Origin of the sequence: Acidovorax kalamii (genome assembly GCF_002245625.1) — a bacterium.
Taxonomy (GTDB): Bacteria; Pseudomonadota; Gammaproteobacteria; order Burkholderiales; family Burkholderiaceae_C; genus Acidovorax; species Acidovorax kalamii.
In genome coordinates this window covers 24,485-44,122 of record NZ_NOIG01000010.1, presented here as the reverse complement: position 1 = coordinate 44,122, position 19,638 = coordinate 24,485, and the positions used below count along the sequence as shown (strand labels likewise).

General features: G+C 66.5%; 14 protein-coding genes. 7 read left to right on the top strand and 7 right to left on the bottom strand.

What is annotated here, in order from left to right; all coding sequences use genetic code 11:
* Nucleotides 1–53 precede the first annotated feature (53 nt).
* Nucleotides 54–302, bottom strand: a complete 249-nt coding sequence (locus CBY09_RS15470) for a hypothetical protein (protein WP_094290494.1) — start codon at nucleotides 300–302, stop codon at nucleotides 54–56.
* Between the two features lie 122 nt (nucleotides 303–424).
* Nucleotides 425–1,549, bottom strand: coding sequence for a branched-chain amino acid ABC transporter substrate-binding protein (locus tag CBY09_RS15465; protein ID WP_205734153.1), 1,125 nt, complete (start codon nucleotides 1,547–1,549; stop codon nucleotides 425–427).
* A gap of 226 nt (nucleotides 1,550–1,775) precedes the next feature.
* On the opposite strand from CBY09_RS15465, the gene CBY09_RS15460 reads away from it, so the two are divergent.
* The 4 genes from CBY09_RS15460 (at nucleotide 1,776) to CBY09_RS15445 (ending at nucleotide 8,512) form a co-directional block, all read left to right on the top strand.
* The gene (locus CBY09_RS15460; protein ID WP_094290492.1) at nucleotides 1,776–3,779 is read left to right on the top strand and encodes a peptidase U32 family protein; all 2,004 of its coding nucleotides are present in this window, start codon (nucleotides 1,776–1,778) and stop codon (nucleotides 3,777–3,779) included.
* Between the two features lie 34 nt (nucleotides 3,780–3,813).
* Nucleotides 3,814–6,507, top strand: coding sequence for a cation-translocating P-type ATPase (locus CBY09_RS15455; protein ID WP_094290491.1), 2,694 nt, complete (start codon nucleotides 3,814–3,816; stop codon nucleotides 6,505–6,507).
* A gap of 176 nt (nucleotides 6,508–6,683) precedes the next feature.
* Entirely contained in the window at nucleotides 6,684–7,967 is a 1,284-nt protein-coding gene (locus CBY09_RS15450) for an O-acetylhomoserine aminocarboxypropyltransferase/cysteine synthase family protein (protein ID WP_094290490.1), read from the top strand.
* Between the two features lie 83 nt (nucleotides 7,968–8,050).
* The gene (locus CBY09_RS15445; RefSeq protein WP_094290489.1) at nucleotides 8,051–8,512 is read left to right on the top strand and encodes an energy transducer TonB; all 462 of its coding nucleotides are present in this window, start codon (nucleotides 8,051–8,053) and stop codon (nucleotides 8,510–8,512) included.
* 14 nt (nucleotides 8,513–8,526) lie between these two features.
* Here CBY09_RS15445 and egtB read toward each other — a convergent pair whose 3' ends face one another.
* Both egtB and egtD read right to left on the bottom strand, forming a co-directional pair.
* Entirely contained in the window at nucleotides 8,527–9,762 is a 1,236-nt protein-coding gene (egtB, locus tag CBY09_RS15440; RefSeq protein ID WP_094290488.1) for an ergothioneine biosynthesis protein EgtB, read from the bottom strand.
* An 11-nt stretch (nucleotides 9,763–9,773) separates the two neighbouring features.
* Nucleotides 9,774–10,694: an L-histidine N(alpha)-methyltransferase gene (egtD, locus tag CBY09_RS15435; protein WP_094290487.1), complete on the bottom strand. Its 921-nt coding sequence runs from the start codon at nucleotides 10,692–10,694 to the stop codon at nucleotides 9,774–9,776.
* A 289-nt stretch (nucleotides 10,695–10,983) separates the two neighbouring features.
* Between egtD and CBY09_RS15430 the strand changes: the two genes are divergently transcribed.
* From CBY09_RS15430 to CBY09_RS15420, 3 genes are all read left to right on the top strand, one after another.
* Nucleotides 10,984–11,691, top strand: coding sequence for a dioxygenase family protein (locus tag CBY09_RS15430; protein ID WP_205734149.1), 708 nt, complete (start codon nucleotides 10,984–10,986; stop codon nucleotides 11,689–11,691).
* Nucleotides 11,692–11,749: 58 nt separating this feature from the next.
* Nucleotides 11,750–12,796 (top strand): metal-dependent hydrolase, encoded by a 1,047-nt coding sequence (locus CBY09_RS15425; protein WP_094290486.1) that lies wholly within the window; start codon nucleotides 11,750–11,752, stop codon nucleotides 12,794–12,796.
* 206 nt (nucleotides 12,797–13,002) lie between these two features.
* Complete coding sequence (locus CBY09_RS15420; protein WP_094290485.1) at nucleotides 13,003–13,647, top strand: LysE family translocator; 645 nt, start codon at nucleotides 13,003–13,005, stop codon at nucleotides 13,645–13,647.
* Nucleotides 13,648–13,714: 67 nt separating this feature from the next.
* Here the strand turns inward: CBY09_RS15420 and CBY09_RS15415 are convergent, their stop codons facing one another.
* The 3 genes from CBY09_RS15415 to purL all read right to left on the bottom strand — a co-directional run bounded on the left by CBY09_RS15415 (nucleotide 13,715) and on the right by purL (nucleotide 19,577).
* Nucleotides 13,715–14,305: an OmpW/AlkL family protein gene (locus CBY09_RS15415; RefSeq protein WP_094290484.1), complete on the bottom strand. Its 591-nt coding sequence runs from the start codon at nucleotides 14,303–14,305 to the stop codon at nucleotides 13,715–13,717.
* Between the two features lie 141 nt (nucleotides 14,306–14,446).
* The gene (locus CBY09_RS15410) at nucleotides 14,447–15,433 is read right to left on the bottom strand and encodes a DUF808 domain-containing protein (protein WP_094290483.1); all 987 of its coding nucleotides are present in this window, start codon (nucleotides 15,431–15,433) and stop codon (nucleotides 14,447–14,449) included.
* Between the two features lie 136 nt (nucleotides 15,434–15,569).
* Nucleotides 15,570–19,577, bottom strand: a complete 4,008-nt coding sequence (gene purL / locus CBY09_RS15405; protein ID WP_094290482.1) for a phosphoribosylformylglycinamidine synthase — start codon at nucleotides 19,575–19,577, stop codon at nucleotides 15,570–15,572.
* Nucleotides 19,578–19,638: the final 61 nt, after the last annotated feature.

The following is a 19,638-nucleotide window of genomic DNA, read 5'->3' as shown; positions in this document are numbered from 1 at the left end:
TATTAATAGCAATAAAATGAATACAGCCGCGCGGAAGCGGCCATTTTTATTCATTATTTGGCGGCATCCTCGGGCATGGGGCGCGCCTGCTGCATCAGGCCTTCCATTTGCTGCTTGACCTGTTGCTGCACCTGCTGGCTTTGCTCGCGCACGGTGGCCGGGGGTGCCGATGCGGGTGCGGCTCCCGGGGCCGTCTGCAGCGCGGGCACCGGGGCGCGCGTGGCCGACAACTGCTTTTTGGCCAGCAGGCCCACGATGGCCAGCACCACAACCAGCCCCACCAATCCAAACACTGCACGCATAAGACCGCTCCTTGCCGGGCACCAGCCGCCCGTTGGCTCAGCGACCGACTGTAAATGCAAACCCCGCACGCAAAAACGGCCGCACGCGGCGGCCGTTGAAGGTGTCGCTAACGCAGCGGGCCTCAGTTCAGCGCCACGCGGCTGCCGTCCTTGAAGGTATAGAGCGTCACTGCGGGCGTCGTCAGCTCGCCCTTGGCGGTGAAGGCGATGTTGGCCGTCACGCCCTTGTACTCGGTCTTGGCGAGGAAGGGGGTGAACACCTTGGGGTCCACCGAGTTGGCGCGTTTCATCGCGTCGGCCAACACCATGGCGGCGTCATAGGCATAGGGGCTGTAGATCTGGAACTGGCCGGGGAACTTGGCGTCGTAGCGCTTCTTCCAGTCGGCGCCGCCCTGCATCTTGTCCACCGATGCGCCGCCCGTGGCGCAGGTCACGTTCTTCAGCGCGGGGGTCTTGCCCGACAGTTCGGGCAGCTTCTCGGTGCACAGCGCGTCGCCACCAAAATACTTCACGTTGCCCAGGCCCAGCTGCTCCATCTGGCGCAGCATGGGGCCGGCTTGCGCGTCCAGGCCGCCGTAGAAGATCGCGTCGGGCTTCTTGTTCTTGATGGCGGTGAGGATGGCCATGAAGTCGGTGGCCTTGTCGTTGGTGAACTCCTCCGCCACCACCTTCAGACCCTTTTGTTGGGCCGTGGCCTTGAACACCGAGGCCACCCCCTGGCCGTAGGCCGTGCGGTCGTCGATGATGGCCACACTCTTGAGCTTCTGGTGGTCGGCACCGAACAACGCCAGCGCTGCGCCCAGCGCGTTGTCGTTGGCGATCAGGCGGAAGGTAGTCTTGTGGCCGGGCTTGGTCAGGTCGGGGTTGGAGGCCGAGGCCGTGATGTGGGGCAGGTCGCACTTGGCATAGATCGCCGATGCAGGGATGGACGTGCCCGACTGCAGGTGCCCCACCACGCCCGCCACCTTCTGGTCGCACAGTTTTTGCGCCACGGCGGTGGCCTGGCGTGGGTCGCCTGCGTCGTCTTCGGCCGCAATTTCAAACTTGATCTTCTTGCCGCCGATGACGAGGTTCTGGGCGTTCAGGTCGTCAATGGCCAGGCGCACGCCGTTTTCAGTGTCTTTGCCAATGTGGGCAATGCCACCCGACACAGGGCCCGCGTGGGCGATCTTGACGGTTTGCACGTCTTGCGCAGAGGCCACGCTGGCGGCCAGCGCAACAGCAGTCAGGGCAGAAATGCGGAACAGGGGCGAGGAAGCAGAAGCGGGGCAAAACACGGTACGAGGTCTCCAGAATCATTCAATGCGGGCTTGTTGTGCACCGATCTTGTACACAACAAGCCCCGCATCCTAGCCATGCCAGCGGCCATTTGCCGCATTTGCTATGCAAACTTAGCAATTTGCTCCGGCATTAACCACGCTAATGAGGCCGGCGCCCACCGCCCGGCAAGGCACGCTGGGATAATCACGTCCCATGTCTCTCCTGCCCCACCAGCTCGAACTGCTCTCCCCCGCGCGCGATGCCGACATTGGCATCGAAGCCGTCAACCACGGTGCCGATGCCGTCTACATCGGCGGCCCCGCGTTTGGCGCACGCGCCAGCGCGGGCAATGACATCCGCGACATCGAGCGCCTGGTGAAACACGCGCACCGCTTCAACAGCCGCATCTTCATCACGCTCAACACCATCCTGCGCGACGATGAACTGGAGGCCGCGCGCCAGATGGCCTGGCAGGTGTACGAGGCGGGCGCTGACGCGCTCATCATCCAGGACATGGGCCTGCTCGAAATCGACCTGCCCCCCATCCAGCTGCATGCCAGCACCCAGACCGACATCCGCACGCCCGAGAAGGCGCGTTTTCTGCAGGACGTTGGCCTCTCGCAAATCGTGCTGGCACGCGAGCTGACGGTGCAGCAGATTGCGGCCGTGCACAAGGCGCTGGGCCCGGTGGATGCGCCGGGCCGCGCCAACATCGAGTTCTTCATCCACGGTGCGCTGTGCGTGGCCTACAGCGGCCAGTGCAACATCAGCCATGCGCAGACGGGCCGTAGCGCCAACCGCGGCGACTGCAGCCAGGCCTGCCGCCTGCCCTACCAGGTGACAGATGCGCAGGGCCGCTTCATTGCGCACGACAAGCATGTGCTCAGCATGAAGGACAACAACCAGAGCGACAACCTGCGCGCCCTCATCGACGCGGGCGTGCGCAGCTTCAAGATCGAAGGGCGCTACAAGGACATGGGCTATGTGAAGAACATCACCGCCCACTACCGCACGCTCATCGACGAGATCCTGGAAGAGCGTGAAAGCGCGAGCCGGCCGCTGTCGCGCTCGTCCAGCGGCGCCACTACCTTCACCTTCACGCCCGACCCGCTACAGAATTTCAACCGCGAGTTCACCGACTACTTCGTGACCGGCCGCAAGGAGGACATCGGCGCCTTCGACAGCCCCAAGAACCCCGGCCAGGCCATTGGCTGGGTGACCAAGGTGGGGCCCGACTTTGTGGAGCTGGAAGTGAGCGACCCCGCCACCGTGCTCCACAACGGCGACGGCCTGTGCTACTACGACCTGCACAAGGAGCTGGTGGGCATGGCCATCAACGTGGCCGAGCCCGTGTCGGCACGCAGCGTGGGCCAGTGGCGCGTGTATCCGAAAGACCCGATGGAAGGCTTCAAGGATCTGCGCAAAGGCACCGAGATCAACCGCAACCGCGACATGGACTGGGTGCGCACGCTGGAGAAAAAGTCCAGCGACCGCCGCATCGGCCTGTGGGCGCACCTGAGCGAGACACCTTCCGGCTTCAGCCTGATGCTGACCGACGAAGACGGCAACGTGGGCTGTGCCGAAGTGCAGCAGCCGCACCAACCCGCCACCGACGCAGCCAAGGCCGAAGCCAGCCTGCGCGAGCAACTGGGCCGTTTTGGCGCCACCGTTTTTGCGGTGCACGACATTGCGCTGCAGCTTTCGCAGACGTGGTTTGTGCCCGCCTCGGTGCTCAACGCGCTGCGCCGCGATGCGCTTGCCGACCTGGAAGCCAGCCGCGCCCACAACTTCACGCGCCTGCAGCGCGCCACGCCGGTGGAGCCCCCCGCGCCCTACCCTGAGGACACGCTCTCGTTCCTCGGCAATGTGTTCAACCACAAGGCGCACGACTTCTACGTACGCCACGGTGTGAAGGTGATCGACGCGGCCTACGAGGCGCATGAAGAGGAAGGCGAAGTCAGCCTCATGATCACCAAGCACTGCGTGCGCTTCTCCATGAGCCTGTGCCCCAAGCAGGCCAAGGGCGTGACGGGTGTCCAGGGCACCATCAAGGCAGAACCCTTGATGCTGATCAATGGAAAGGAAAAGCTGACCTTGCGCTTTGACTGCAAACCCTGTGAAATGCACGTGGTGGGCAAGATCAAGCGCCAGGTGCTGAACCAGGTGCCGGAAGCCCCGCTCCAGTTCTACAAAGCCCGGCCGCAGAACGCGCATTGATCCCCCGGCATGCGGCCTCTGTCCAGATTGCCGCATGCCCCCTACCCAAGCCCCCCACCTGCATCCCGCCGAGGCTGTGGCCCAGGCCCATGGCGTCAACCCGGACGCAGGCCTGCATGCTGACGAGGCCCGGCGCCGCAGTGCCACCCATGGCGCCAACGAACTGGCCGCATCGCAAGACCGCCCCTGGTGGCGCCTGCTGGCCGACCAGTTCAAGGACTTCATGGTGCTGGTGCTGCTGGGCGCGGCCGTCATCTCGGGGCTGGTGGGTGAGGTCACCGACACGCTGGTGATCCTCGTCATCGTGGTGCTCAATGCTGTCATCGGCTTCGTGCAGGCATGGCGCGCCGACCAGGCCATGGCTGCATTGCGGCAACTGGCGGCTGCGCACGCCACCGTGCTGCGCAGCGGTGCGGTGCAGGTGGTGCCTGCCACCGTGCTCGTGCCCGGCGACATCGTGCTGCTGGAGGCAGGCAACCAGATCCCCGCCGACCTGCGGCTCATCGAGATCGCGCAGCTGCAGGTGGATGAATCGGCCCTCACGGGCGAATCCGTCACCGTGGCCAAGCAGACCGAGGCCCTGGCGGCCGAAGATGTGGGCGCACTGGGCGACCGCACCAACATGGCCTTCAAGGGCACCACGGCCACGCATGGCCGGGCGCGCGGGCTGGTGGTGGCCACCGGCATGCACACCGAGCTGGGCAAGGTGGCCACGTTGCTTGACACCGGCGACCGCAGCACGCCGCTGCAACTGCGCCTGGCGGCGTTTGGCAAGCGCCTGGCGATTGCGGTTCTGGGCATCTGCGCGGTGATCTTTGTGGTGGGCGTTCTGCGCGGCGAGGCACCGCTGCTGATGGCCCTCACGGCCATCAGCCTGGCCGTGGCAGCCATCCCCGAGGCGCTGCCCGCCGTGGTGACCGTGCTGCTGGCCCTGGGCGCACGCCGCATGGTGGCCGTGCATGCGCTGGTGCGGCGGCTGCCGTCGGTCGAGACGCTGGGCTCGGTCACCACCATCTGCTCCGACAAGACGGGCACCCTGACCCAAAACCGCATGCATGCCGAGCTGCTGCTGGCCCAGGGCATGCGCTGGGTGCCCGGCGACCCCCTGCCCGGCCCCGCCCATGCCGAAGCCCTGCGCGCCGCCGCGCTGTGCAACGACGCCACGCGGCAGGCGCAAGGCGACGGCGACGCCCCAGGCACGCAGTGGCTGGGCGACCCCACCGAAACTGCGCTGGTGCTGGCCGCCCACGCGGGCGGGCTGGACAAGGCTCAGCTCGACACTGCCAGCCCCCGCGTGCAGGAGCAGCCCTTTGACTCCGACCGCAAGTGCATGACCACCTTCCACCGCGATGCGCACGGGTTTGTGGCCTACACCAAGGGCGCGCCGGAATCGCTCTTGCCCCGCTGCACCGCCCACTGGACACCCGACGGCGCTGCCGCACTCGACACCGCCAAGGTCCTCGCCACTGCCCAGCAACTCGCCGCCCAGGGCCTGCGGGTGCTCACCCTCGCCCGCCGCAGCCACGCCCGCCTGCCGGACACCAACGATATCGACGCGGTGGAAAACCAGCTGGAACTGCTGGGCCTCATCGCCCTCATCGATCCGCCCCGCGCCGAGGCGCAGGCGGCAGTGCGCGACTGCCTCAGCGCCGGCATCACGCCGGTGATGATCACGGGCGACCACCCCGCCACCGCGCGCGCGATTGCGCACCGCCTGGGCATCGTCGACAACGCCGATGCGCCGGTGCTGACCGGCGCCGACCTGGCCACGCTGGACGATGCCGAGCTGCAGGCGAAGGTGGAGCAGGTGCAGGTCTACGCCCGCGTGGACCCGGCGCAGAAGATCCGCATCGTCGAGGCGTTGCAGGCCCGGGGCCACTTCGTGGCGATGACGGGTGACGGTGTGAACGACGCTCCGGCCCTCAAACGCGCAGATATCGGCGTAGCCATGGGCCAGGGTGGCACCGACGTGGCGCGCGAGGCATCCAGCCTGGTGCTGCTGGACGACAACTTCGCCACCATCGTCGCGGCGGTGCGCGAAGGCCGCCGCATCTACGACAACATCCGCAAGTTTGTGCGCTACGCCATGACGGGCAACTCGGGCGAGATCTGGACCATCTTTCTTGCGCCGCTGTTGCTGCTGCCCATCCCGCTGCTGCCCATCCACATCCTTTGGGTCAACCTCGTCACCGACGGGCTTCCGGGTCTGGCGCTGGCGGCCGAGCCGGCCGAGCGCGGCATCATGCAGCGCCCGCCCCGCGCGCCGCGCGAGAGCCTGTTTGCCCACGGCATGTGGCAGCACATCCTGGGCGTGGGCCTGCTGATTGGCGGCCTGTGCCTGGCGGTGCAGGCCTGGGCGCTGCACACCGGGCGCGCGCACTGGCAGACGATGGTGTTCACCGTGCTCACGCTGGCGCAGATGGCGCATGTGATCGCCATCCGCTCCGAGTCCGAGCCCATCTGGCGCCTGGGGCTGTTGAGCAACCGCCCGCTGCTGGGCGCGGTACTTCTCACGTTTGCGCTGCAGATGGCGACCATCTATGTGCCCTGGCTCAACCCCATCTTCCGCACCGAGCCGCTGAGCCTGGGCGAGCTGGCGCTGTGCATTGGCGCCGCGCTGGTGGTGCTGGTGGTCGTGGAAATCGAAAAGGCCTGGCGGCGCAGCCAGCAACAGCGGCGCACTGCACCAGAGCCCATAGACAACGCACTGGATGAGCCCGCAGCGTGAACACGCACAGGGCCCCTGGACGCACAAGAACCTCATAAGCACATAGCCAACGATTCGATGACGCCAGGGGCCTGCGGTGCCAGAATGGCCCGCGCCTTCGGCACATCGAGCAACGCCCGCCGTGGGTGGAACGCGGTTGCTCCACTCCCTTCCCTTCAACGAAAGAGACAGCCTTCATGAAAATCGAGACCCTGGCCGTACACGCAGGCTACAGCCCCGACCCCACCACCAAGGCCGTGGCCGTGCCCATCTACCAGACGGTGGCGTATGCGTTTGACAGCGCCCAGCATGGCGCAGACCTGTTCGACCTGAAGGTGCCGGGCAACATCTACACCCGCATCATGAACCCCACCACCGACGTGCTCGAAAAGCGCGTTGCGGCGCTCGAAGGCGGCATTGCCGCGCTGGCCGTGGCCTCGGGCATGGCGGCCATCACCTACGCCATCCAGACCATTGCCGAGGCGGGCGACAACATCGTGTCGGCCAGCACGCTGTATGGCGGCACCTACAACCTGTTTGCCCACACGCTGCCCCAGCAAGGCATCACCACCCGCTTTGCCGACCCGCGCGACCCGGCTAGCTTTGCGCAGCACATCGATGCGCGCACCAAGGCGATCTTCATCGAATCCATCGGCAACCCGTTGGGCAACGTGACCGACATCGCGGCCATCGCCAAGGTGGCGCATGACCACGGCGTGCCGCTGATCGTGGACAACACCGTGCCCAGTCCCTACCTGCTGCGCCCCATCGAGCACGGCGCCGACATTGTTGTGCATTCGCTCACCAAGTACCTGGGCGGCCACGGCAACAGCGTGGGCGGCGCGATTGTGGACAGCGGCAAGTTCCCGTGGGCACAGCACAAGGCACGCTTCCCGCACCTGAACGAGCCCGACGTGAGCTACCACGGCGTGGTGTACACCGAAGCCCTGGGCCCCGCCGCCTTCATTGGCCGTGCGCGCGTGGTGCCGCTGCGCAACACGGGCGCGGCGCTGTCGCCGCAAAGCGCGTTCCTGATCCTGCAAGGCATCGAGACCCTGGCCCTGCGCATGGACCGCATCTGCGACAACACGCTGGCGCTGGCCCAGTACCTGAAAAGCCACCCCAAGGTGGAATGGGTGCGCTACGCGGGCCTGCCCGACCACCCGGACCACGCCATCGTGCAACGCCAGCTGGGCGGCCGCGCCTCGGGCATCCTGAGCTTTGGGCTCAAGAGCACCGACGCCGACCCGCGTGCGGCCGGGGCGCGCTTCCTCGACGCTCTGCAGCTCTTCACGCGCCTGGTCAATATCGGTGACGCCAAGTCGTTGGCCACGCACCCGGCATCCACCACCCACCGCCAGCTCAACCCCGAAGAGCTGGCCAAGGCGGGCGTGAGCGAGAACATGGTGCGCCTGTCGGTGGGCATTGAACACATCGACGACCTGCGGGCCGACCTCGTGCAGGCCCTCGACGCCGTCTGAGCCGTCGGCAACAGCCAGCGCAGGTTGCGGGATACTGGAGGGTCTGCCCCGCAGATCGCGGGGTGCCCTGATTCAAGATCGCCATGTCCCGCCTATCCTCTCTTGCTCCGGCCACGCTCGGCCTGCTGATTCTGGTCGGCTGCAGCTCCACACCGTCCATCCCGCCGCGCGGAGCGGATGTGACCGATTCCCACGTCGCCAGTTTTCGCCAGAAGGAGGACGAGCAACTGCTGCAAAAGCAGGTGTCGCCTCCGCTGGATGCGCCTTTGTCGCTGCTAGAGGCACCGCTGCCGCGCTACCCGTCCTTCCTGCTGAATGACACATCATCCAAAGCACGCGGCGATGTGACGGTGTCGTTCGAGATCATGCCCAGCGGACTTGTCGGCACCGTTCGTGTGCTGTCTGGCACAGGGGATGATGCCTTGCACAAGCCGGCGATCGATGCGGTGCGCCGCTGGAGATTTGCGCCGCTGCTACGCAACGGGGAACCCGCCCGCCTGGTCCTGCAGCACACCTTCCGCATGGAACCTGAGCGCGTCAGATAGCGCGGTGAGGCCACTCATGCGTCACGCGCCAGCCGCAGCCCGCTGTATTGCCAGCGTGCAGTGGCAGGAAAGAAGTTGCGGTAGGTGCTGCGCGCGTGCCCCGGCGGCGTAGCGCACGAACTGCCGCGCAGCACGTACTGGTTGACCATGAACTTGCCGTTGTATTCGCCCACCGCGCCTTCGGCCGGGTGAAAGCCGGGATAGGCGGCGTAGCTCGACTGGGTCCACTGCCAGGCGGTGCCAAACAGCTGCTCCAGTCCAGGGCTGCCGGTTGGGGCGGGCTGCGCGGCGTGTTCCCATTCGGCCTCAGTGGGCAGGCGCGCGCCTGCCCAGCGGGCATAGGCGTCGGCTTCGTAATACGAGAGATGCAACACCGGCAGCGCCGCCTGCAAAGGCTGCAGCCCCGCCAGCGTGAACACCTGCCAGAGGCCGTCGCCAACGGGGCGATGCCAGTACAGCGGGTGCTCCAGCCCCTGGGCCACGCGCCAGTCCCAGCCTTCGGCCAGCCAGTGGGCGGGTTGCTGGTAACCCCCGGCCTGCACAAACGCCAGCCACTCGCCGCAGGTCACCAGCCGCGAGGCCAGCGCATACGGCGCCAGGTAGCAGCGGTGGCGCGGGCTTTCATTGTCGAAGGCGAAACCGGTGCCGCCGTGGCCGATGTCCACCAGCCCTCCTCCCAGACGCACCCAGCCCGGGGGCGCAGTGGCGGGGGTGATGGCGGGATCGCCCACCGGGGTGGTGGCATCGCCATAGGCCGGAAAGATGGGGTTGCACCACAGCAGGTGCTTGATGTCGGTGAGCAGCAGCTCCTGGTGCTGCTGCTCGTGCTGCAAGCCCAGCTCAACCAGTGCGCGCAACGTATCGCTCTGCAGCACGGCGGGCATAAGCCGCGCGATGCGCTGGTCCACATCGGCGCGGTAAGCCTGCACCTCGGCCAGCGGCGGCCGCGTGAGCAGGCCCCGCTGCGGGCGCGGGTGCCTGGCGCCCACGCCGTTGTAGTAGGAGTTGAACAGCACACGGAACGCCGGGTTGAATGGCGCAAACATCGGCTCGTGCGGTTCCAGCACAAAGGTCTCGAAGAACCAGGTGGTGTGCGCCAGGTGCCACTTGGCGGGGCTGGCGTCGGGCATGGACTGTGCGCCGCAATCCTCGGCCGACAGGGGGGCAACCAGGGCCTCTGTGTGGTTGCGCACAGCGGTGTAGCGGTGCAGCAGCCCGGTGAGTGGAGAACCAAAATCCATGTTGGTCATACCAGAAATCTTCAGGGCCTGGCGTGCACCACGGCAAACCAGCCCCGGTCGTCGGTCCAGGCCTGGGCCTGCGAAAACCCGGCGCGCTCCAGCATGTCGGTGAACACGCGCAGGGGGTACTTGTAGCTGTTCTCGGTGTGGATGCGCTCGCCCTGCTCAAACCGACGGCCGCCGCCGGGCCATTGCACATCGAAGTCCGCCATGGCCTCCAGGTGCATCTCTATGCGCGACGCACCCTGGTTGAAAAATGCGCGGTGCTGCCACTGCTCCACGTCGAAGTTGCTGCCGATGAGCCGGTTCACATGCCGCAGCACGTTGCGGTTGAAGGCGGCCGTCACACCCGCCGCATCGTCGTACGCGGCTTCGAGCACGTCCACGTCCTTGGGCAGATCGATGCCAATCAACAAGCCGCCGTCGTCGTCGATCAGCTCGCGCATGTGGGCCAGCAGGTCGAGCGCGTGGGGCGGGTCGAAGTTGCCGATGGACGAGCCGGGGTAGAACACCAGCCTACCAGTGCGCGGGATGTCGTCGGGCAGGGCCACGCCCTGCGTCATGTCGCCGCCCACGGCCCGTGCATCGAGGCCCGGGAAGTCGTCACGCAGGCCCTGCACCGCCGCCTGCAAAAAGTCGGCCGAAATGTCCACCCCCACAAAACATGCGGGCTGCACCAGCCGGCACAGGGTGCGGGCCTTCTGGCAGTTGCCCGCACCCAACTCGACCAGCGTGCGCCCCACCCCCACGGCGCGGGCAATGTCGGCCGCATGCTGCTGCATGAGCGCGGTTTCGGTGCGGGTGGGGTAGTACTCGGGCAGGCGGGTGATTTCTTCAAACAGGCGGGAGCCGTGCTGGTCGTAGAAATACTTGGGCGAAATGCTCGCGGGCCGCTGGCTCAGGCCGCGCGTGATGTCGTCGGTGGGGCTGGGCAAATGCATGGGTTGTGTCGAGGCGTCTCACGCGGCGCACATGCGCCGCTGGTTCATCCAACAGAACGGCCCCGAGGCCCTGGGGGCTCCCGCAGACCATCCCGCACCCAGGCGGGGGTGCCAAACAATCACCCCACCGCCAGCAGGCCATTGTGCGCCGCCTGGATGACATTGTGTACACGCCATTTCTGCCGCAGCCCGCGCCTGGCACGGTGCTCCATTGCCATTTTTGTGGGCACTTTCGCCCGGGGCCCCGCTCCAACGCCGCTGTGCCCACCTTTTTTTGCAGGAGTGCCCCATGCCCACCCGCACCGGTCCAACGCCATCCAGCCCCCGCCCTTGCCCCTCACCGGGCATCGACACGCGCCCCTCACCGGACTCGGGGCCCACGCGGCGGCGCCTGCTGCGGCAAGGGCTCTGGGGCAGCGCCCTGGTGGTGGCCCCGGCCCTGGTGCCCGCCGCCTTGGCGCAAGGGGCCTTGGCCCCCACGCCGCGCCAGACCGAGGGGCCGTACTACCCGGTCCGGTTCCCATCGGACAGCGATGGCGACCTGCTGCGCAACGGCCTGATGCGCTATGTGGATGGTCAACCCGTGTGGGTGGAAGGCCGGGTCACGGACACGCAGGGCGTGCCCCTGGCGGGTGGCACGGTCGAGATCTGGCAATGCGATGCAGACGGCCACTACCACCACCCTGGCGATGGTGACAAGGCCGCCCCGGCCTTCCAGGGCTTTGGCCGCGTGGTGCTGGGCCGCGACGGGCGCTACCGCTTCCGCACCATCCGGCCCGCGCCCTACGCGGGGCGCACGCCCCACATCCACTTCAAGGTGCGCCTTCCCGATCGCGAGCTGCTGACCACGCAGATGTATGTGGCGGGCGACCCAGGCAACGCGAACGACTTCCTCTGGCGCCGCCTGACCGCGGCGGAGCGTGCGGCCCTCACAGTGCCGTTTTCGCCGTCGGCCGATGGCTTGCGGGCCGAGTTTGCACTGGTGGTGCAGGCCTGAATGGCCGCCACCCACCACAATCCACTACCCCATCTGCCCAGCCCACCTTCTCCACCGCATGGATTCCGTCACCCAACTCGTTCTGGGCTCCGCCGTCAGCATCGCCACCCTGGGCCGCCGCACCGCCGTGTGGAAGGCCGCGCTCTGGGGCGGCATTGCCGGCACGCTGCCCGACCTGGACGCCCTCATCGACCATGGCGACGCCATTCTCAACATGGTGCTGCACCGCGCAGAAAGCCATGCCCTGCTCTACCTCACCCTGCTGTCGGCGCCGCTGGCCTGGCTGGTGTCGCGCCTGCACCGGGAGCCTGATCTGTTTACCCGCTGGTGGCTGGCGTTGTGGCTGGCGCTGGTCACCCACCCCTTGCTCGACTGGATGACGGTGTACGGCACACAGCTGCTGCTGCCCTTGACCAACACGCCGTACGCCGTGGGCAGCGTGTTCATCATCGACCCGCTCTACACCCTGCCGCTGCTATTGGGCGTGCTGCTGGCGCTGCTGCTGCGCCACGGGCGCGGCATTGCCTGGGCGCGCGCCGGGCTGGTGCTGAGCACGGCCTACCTGGGCTGGAGCGTGGCCGCGCAGCAGATGGCCACGCAGCGGTTTCTGGCACACGCCCCGGTGCCGCAACTGGCGCCCGGCAATTTGCTCGTCACGCCCGCGCCCTTCAACACCCTGCTGTGGCGCGCCGTGGCCGTGACGCCCACGCACTACTACGAGGGCTACTACGGGCTGCTGGACGGCGACCGCCCTGTGCACTGGACCGCCCACGAACGGGGCGCAGACCTGTATGCGCGCTACCAGGGCAACGCCCTGGTGGACCGTATTACACGGTTCAGCCACGGTTTCTTCAAGATGAGCGAGGCCGGGGGGGAGGTCTTCATCACCGACCTGCGCATGGGCAACGAGCCCACCTACACCTTTCATTTCAACCTGGGCAGCCCGGCAGAGATGGCTGGGGGCCAGCGCCCGACCACCCAGCAGTGGCAACGGCCCGACCTGGCCACCGCCCTGCCCTGGCTGTGGGCGCGCATGTGGGGGGCCGATGTGGCGCTGGCACCACCACAGGCCGTGCGCGGGCAGCCATCGGGGAGCAGGCCATGAAGCGCAGGTGTACTGCCCAAAATTGCGGCATCTGTGCCTTGTGAAAGGGCTGCCTGCGGCCTACGCTGGGTCCATACATCCCGACCACACCATGCCATGTCCTCCATGCCCCGCCACAGCACAAAGAGTCACAGGAACCAATGGCCCGGTAACACCGGCATCCGCATCAGCAACGTGAAACCCGCCACCGGTTGTGGGATGGCGGCATGACACTCGCCACCCTGCTGGTCTTCTCGCTGGTGGCACTGGTGGCCATTGCCACGCCGGGCCCCACGGTGCTGCTGGCGCTGACCAATGGCGCGCGCTACGGCGTACGCCGGGCCCTGCCGGGCATGCTGGGTGCGGTCACGTCCGACTTCGTGCTTGTAGGCGCGGTGGCGTTGGGCCTGGGCGCGCTGCTGGCCGCGTCGGAGTTCTGGTTCTCGGTGGTGAAGTGGCTGGGGGCGGCCTATCTGGCCTGGCTGGGATGGCGGCTGCTGCGCTCGCACGGGGGCCTGGATGTTGCATCCGCAGGGGGCGAACCGGGCGCTGGAGGGGCGGCAGCCACGCCGCGCAGCATCTTCCTGCGTTCGTTTCTGGTGGCGGTCACCAACCCCAAGGGCTATCTTTTCTGCTCGGCGCTGTTGCCGCAGTTCATCAATGCCAATGCACCACATTGGCCGCAGTACGCAGCCATTGCGGTGGTGTTTGCCAGTCTCGATGCGGTGGTGATGCTGGCCTATGCGCTGGTCGGCGCACGTGCCATCCGGCTGCTGCACCGCCGTGCCGTGCGGTGGCTGGACCGCTGCTGCGGGGGGGCATTGCTGGCGCTGGCCGCCTCACTGGCGTTGTACCGCCGCAGTGCGGGCTGACCAGCGCCGCCGCAAAGGCGCTTTCCGGGCACAGCCCGCCATCGCCGGGGCGATGGCGGGCGGCACCTCAGAAGCGCCAACCCAGACCCACGCCCACCAGAACAGGGTCTACTTTGAAGGTGCCCAGCTTGGCACCACCCGCAGTCACATCGGTCTTGATGAAGACCTTCTTCACGTCAAAGTTGAGGTAAAGATTCTTGGCCAGCGGGATGTCCACACCCACTTGCAGCGCGGGGCCGAAGCTGTTGCGGTCGATGTCCACACCGGCAGGCAGGTTCACGCTGGAAAAGCGCGTGTAGTTGAGGCCCGCGCCCACATAAGGTTTGAAGCCTGGGGCATCAAAGTGGTACTGCGCCAGCAGTGTCGGTGGCAGGTGCTTGAGCGTGCCGATGGCTGCGCCGCCGGCGCGCAACGTGTGCTTTTGCGGCACCGTGAGGATCAGCTCGGCAGCAATATTCTTGTTGAAGAAGTACGTGATATCGACTTCAGGAATCGCCTTGTTGTTGACCGTGAGGCCCAGGGGCGTGCTGTCATTGTTGGCGCTGTCCAGGTGCACCGCACGTGCACGGACCATCCAGGGGCCTTCAGCCTGTTGCGCCAGGGCAGCGCCAGAAGACAGGACACACAGGGCAGCTACAGCCAGCAGGTTCTTTTTCATGGTGATTTCGCATCGGTTGGACGGGGACGACCCCCGTGCATGTATTGAACCGTTGCACCTGCCCACCGGCCTTGCCTTAACTCAAGGCCCTGGTACTAACCCTTAGATCTACATCAAGGCATGCCCATTCTTAGAACGTGTTTACGCTGTGGACTTGCCGCGCAGGCGCTGCACCAGCGTGACACCGGCCAGCACCAGGCCCCCGGCCACAATGCCCACCACGGCGTTGAGCAGGTTCTCGGCCACCACCTTCCACACCCCGCCTGCGGGCCACTGGCCTGCTGCGTTGGCTGCGGCCTCGACGGCGTGGTGCAGCGCAGGCACGCCATGCACCAGGATGCCGCCGCCCACCAGGAACATCGCTGCCGTGCCCGCCACGGACAGGCCCTTCATCAGCCAGGGCGCCGCGCGCACAATGCCTGCCCCCAGCGCCCGAGCCGCGCTGCTGGCCTTGTTGCTGAGCCACAGGCCCAGGTCATCGAGCTTGACGATGCCCGCCACCAGGCCATACACGCCGATGGTCATGATGATGGCGATGCCCGACAGCACGGCCACCTGCTGCGCGAAGGGCGCGCTGGCCACCGTGCCCAGGGTGATGGCAATGATTTCGGCCGACAGAATGAAGTCGGTGCGCACGGCGCCTTTGATCTTGTCTTTTTCAAACGCCACCAGGTCCACCGCCGGGTTCGCGTTGGCCTTGGCATGGCTTTCATGTTCGGCTGCGTCTTCATGCTCGGAATGCAGCAGCTTGTGGGCCACCTTCTCAAAGCCCTCGAAACACAGGAAAGCGCCCCCCACCATCAGCAACGGCGTCACAGCCCAGGGCGCAAACGCACTGATGAGCAGCGCAGCGGGCACCAGGATGACCTTGTTGATCATCGAGCCCTTGGCTACGGCCCAGACCACCGGAATCTCGCGCTCGGCGCGCACCCCGGTCACCTGCTGGGCATTGAGCGCCAGGTCATCCCCCAGCACCCCTGCGGTTTTCTGCGCCGCCACCTTGGTCATCACGGACACGTCGTCGGCCATGGCCGCACTCTTCTTGGCCGCCACTTTGGTCATCACGGCCACGTCGTCCAGAATGGTGGCGATATCGTCGAGCAGGGCAAGCAGGCTGCCAGAGGCCATGGGGAGTCCTTGGAATGGATGAAAAGCGCCGACTATAGCAATGACCCGCGTCAATCCTGCTGATATCAACGCCCCATGAAAAACGGGGCCGAAGCCCCGTTCCCAGTCACGCGTGCTGCCTGAACGGCAACCAGGGTCAGCCTACCCACTTGCGCGCGTTGCGCCAGATGCGCATCCAGCCGCTGTACTGGGCCTTGTCCTCGCTGGTCCAGCTCATCTGCACGTTGCGGAACACGCGCTCGGGGTGCGGCATCATGGCCGTGAAGCGGCCATCGGCGGTGGTCACGGCCGTCAGGCCACCCGCGCTGCCGTTGGGGTTGAACGGGTACTGCTCGGTCGCACGGCCGTGGTTGTCCACGTAGCGCATGGCGGCAATGGCCTTGTCGGCGTTGCCCCGGTACTTGAAGTTGGCATAACCCTCGCCATGCGCCACGGCAATCGGCAGGCGGCTGCCCGCCATGCCTTGCAGGAACAGGCTGGGAGATTCGAGCACTTCCACCAGCGACAGGCGGGCCTCGAAGCGCTCGCTCTGGTTGGTGGTGAAGCGTGGCCAGTCTTGTGCGCCGGGGATGATGTCGGCCAGCTCGGCAAACATCTGGCAGCCGTTGCAAACGCCCAGGCCGAACGTGTCGGTGCGACCGAAGAAGCCCTGGAACTGTGCGGCCAACACCGGGTTGAAGGTGATGGACCGCGCCCAGCCAATGCCAGCGCCCAGCGTGTCGCCATAGCTGAAGCCGCCGCAGGCCACCACGCCCTTGAAGTCTTCGAGCTTGACGCGGCCGGTCTGCAGGTCAGTCATGTGCACGTCGAAGGCCTCGAAGCCCGCCTCGGTGAAGGCATAGGCCATCTCGACGTGCGAGTTCACGCCCTGCTCGCGCAGGATGGCCACCTTGGGTTTGGCAAGGTTGAGGTATGGAGCGGCCACGTTATCGGCCGCGTCGAACGTGAGGTGCACGTGCAGGCCGGGGTCGGTGGGCTCGCCTGCGGCCGCGTGTTCGGCATCTGCGTTGGCGGGGTTGTCGCGCTGCTGGCAGATCTTCCAGCTCACGGCATCCCACACCTGGTGCAGATCGGCCAAAGGCGCGCTGAACACGGCCTTGGCGTCACGCCAGACCTGCAGTTCGCCCTTGCCAGCGTCGATTTCGGACGACACTGGGCGGGTTTTGCCCACGAAGTGGCTGAACTTGGACAGACCGTGCTCGCGCAGCACCTGCATCACGTCGTTGCGCTCTGCCGTGCGCACCTGCAGAAGCACGCCCAGCTCTTCGTTGAACAGGGCCTTGAGCGTGAGTTCTTCGCGGCGGGCGCTGACCTGCTGCGCCCAGTTCTTGGCGTCGCCGGTTTCCATGCGGCTGTCGTTGATGCCGTCGCCTTCGGTGACCAGCAGGTCCACGTTGAGCGCCACGCCCACATGGCCCGCAAAGGCCATTTCGGCCGCGGCCGCCAGCAGGCCGCCATCGCTGCGGTCGTGGTAGGCCAGGATCTGGCCCTTGGCGCGCAGGGCGTTCACGGCGTTGACCAAGTTGACCAGGTCTTTGGGGTCGTCCACATCGGGCACCACATTGCCGCTTTGCTCCAGCGTCTGGCCCAGGATGCTGCCTCCCATGCGGTTCTGGCCCTTGCCCAGGTCGATCAGCACCAGCGTGGTGTCGGCCTCAGTGGCGTTGAGCTGTGGCGTGAGCGTGCCGCGCACGTCGGACAGCGATGCGAAGGCGCTCACGATCAGGCTGACGGGGGAGGTGACCTTCTTCTTGTCCGCGCCTTCACTCCACTGCGTGCGCATGGACAGCGAATCCTTGCCCACAGGGATGGACACGCCTAAAGCGGGGCACAGCTCCATGCCCACAGCCTTCACGGTTTCGTACAGCGCGGCGTCTTCGCCGGGCTCGCCACAGGCGGCCATCCAGTTGGCCGACAGCTTCACGCGCGGCAGCTCGATGGGTGCCGCCAGCAAGTTGGTGATGGCCTCGGCCACGGCCATGCGGCCCGATGCGGGCGCGTTGATGGCGGCCAGCGGCGTGCGCTCGCCCATGCTCATCGCCTCACCCGCAAAGCCCTTGTAATCGGCAAGCGTCACAGCGCAATCAGCCACGGGCACCTGCCAGGGACCGACCATCTGGTCGCGGTGGCTCAGGCCGCCCACAGTGCGGTCGCCGATGGTGATGAGGAAGCGCTTGGACGCCACGGTGGGGTGGGCCAGCACGTCGATCACGGCCTTTTGCAGCGGCACGCCGGTTAGTTCCATCGGCGCGAACTGGCGCTCCACGGTTTTCACGTCCCGGTGCATCTTGGGCGGCTTGCCCAGCAGCACGTTCATGGGCATGTCCACGGGCAGCTTCTGGTCTTCGGCCGTGGCAGCGGGGTCGTGCAACACCAGCTGGCGCTCTTCGGTGGCCGTGCCGATCACGGCGAACGGGCAGCGCTCGCGTTCGCAAAAGGCTTTGAACTGTTCCAGCGACTCGGGCGCAATCGCCAGCACGTAGCGCTCTTGCGACTCGTTGCTCCAGATTTCCTTCGGGCTCATGCCAGACTCTTCGAGCTGCACGGCCCGCAGGTCAAAACGGGCGCCACGGCCCGCGTCGTTGGTCAGCTCAGGGAAGGCGTTGGACAAACCACCCGCGCCCACGTCGTGGATCGCCAGGATGGGGTTGTTGCTGCCCTGCGCCCAGCAATGGTTGATGACCTCCTGCGCACGGCGCTCGATCTCGGGATTGCCGCGCTGCACCGAGTCAAAGTCCAGCTCGGCCGCATTGGTGCCGGTGGCCATGGAGCTGGCCGCGCTGCCGCCCATGCCGATGCGCATGCCGGGGCCGCCCAGCTGGATCAGCAGCGAGCCTGCAGGGAATTCGATCTTTTTGGTCAGCTCGGCGTCGATCACGCCCACGCCGCCCGCGATCATGATGGGCTTGTGGTAGCCGCGCTGCACGCCGCCCACGTTCTGCTCGTACTCGCGGAAGTAGCCGTTGAGGTTGGGGCGGCCGAATTCGTTGTTGAACGCCGCACCGCCCAGGGGGCCTTCGACCATGATCTGCAGCGGGCTGGCAATGTGCTCAGGCTTGCCCACGGTGCTGCCCCAGAGCTTGGACACCGTAAAGCCCGTGAGGCCCGCCTTGGGCTTGGAGCCCCGGCCGGTGGCGCCCTCGTCGCGGATCTCGCCGCCCGCGCCGGTGGAGGCGCCTGGGAAGGGCGAGATGGCCGTGGGGTGGTTATGCGTTTCCACCTTCATCAGCACATGCTGGGTAACGCTACTCTTTTGATAGCTATTAGCGCTTGATGGATGCGCGGTAGCAGCCATTTTTGCCACAAATCGCTCGACCTGATGGCCTTCCATCACCGAGGCGTTGTCCGAATACGCGATCACTGTGTGCTGCGGCGCCAGCTGGTGGGTGTTGCGGATCATGCCGAACAGGCTCTTGTCCTGGGCCACACCGTCGATGGTGAACTGGGCATTGAAGATCTTGTGGCGGCAGTGTTCGCTGTTGGCCTGCGCGAACATCATCAGTTCCACGTCGGTGGGGTTGCGCTTGAGGCCCGTGAACGCGGTCACGAGGTAGTCGATTTCATCATCGGCCAGAGCAAGGCCGAAGCGGGTGTTGGCGGCTTCCAGCGCAGCGCGGCCACCGGCCAGCACATCCACATGCTCCATGGGCGCGGGCTGCAGTTCGGTGAACAGCGCGGCGGCGGCGCTGCGGTCGGCCACCACGGACTCGGTCATGCGGTCGTGCAGCAGGGCGGCAATCTGGCCCAGCTGCTCGGCGGTCAGCTCGGGCGCCTTGCCCAGCAGGCCCGCCTTGAGCGTGATGCGGTATTCGGTGATGCGCTCCACGCGGCGGATGGCAATGCCGCAGTTGCGCGCAATGTCGGTGGCCTTGGAGGCCCAGGGTGACAGCGTGCCCAGGCGGGGCGTGACGATGAGCACGGCACCGTCTTCGGGGCCTGCATACGGGTCGCCATAGGTCAGCAGTGCTGCCAGGCGTTCTTGATCGGTGGGTGTGGGGGCCGCGTCGGTGGCGACCAGGTGCACGAAACGCGCTGCAATGCCACTGATCTTGGGGTGGATCGCCTCCAGGGCGGGTTGAAGTTGCTGGGCGCGGAAGGAGCTGAGGGCGTTGCCGCCCGCCAGCGTGGTCATGTGCAAGGTCACGGTAGCGGCCTGTTGGGGGATGTCAGGGGTAGAGGGTGGCTCCGGGCGCCAGCGTGCAGCC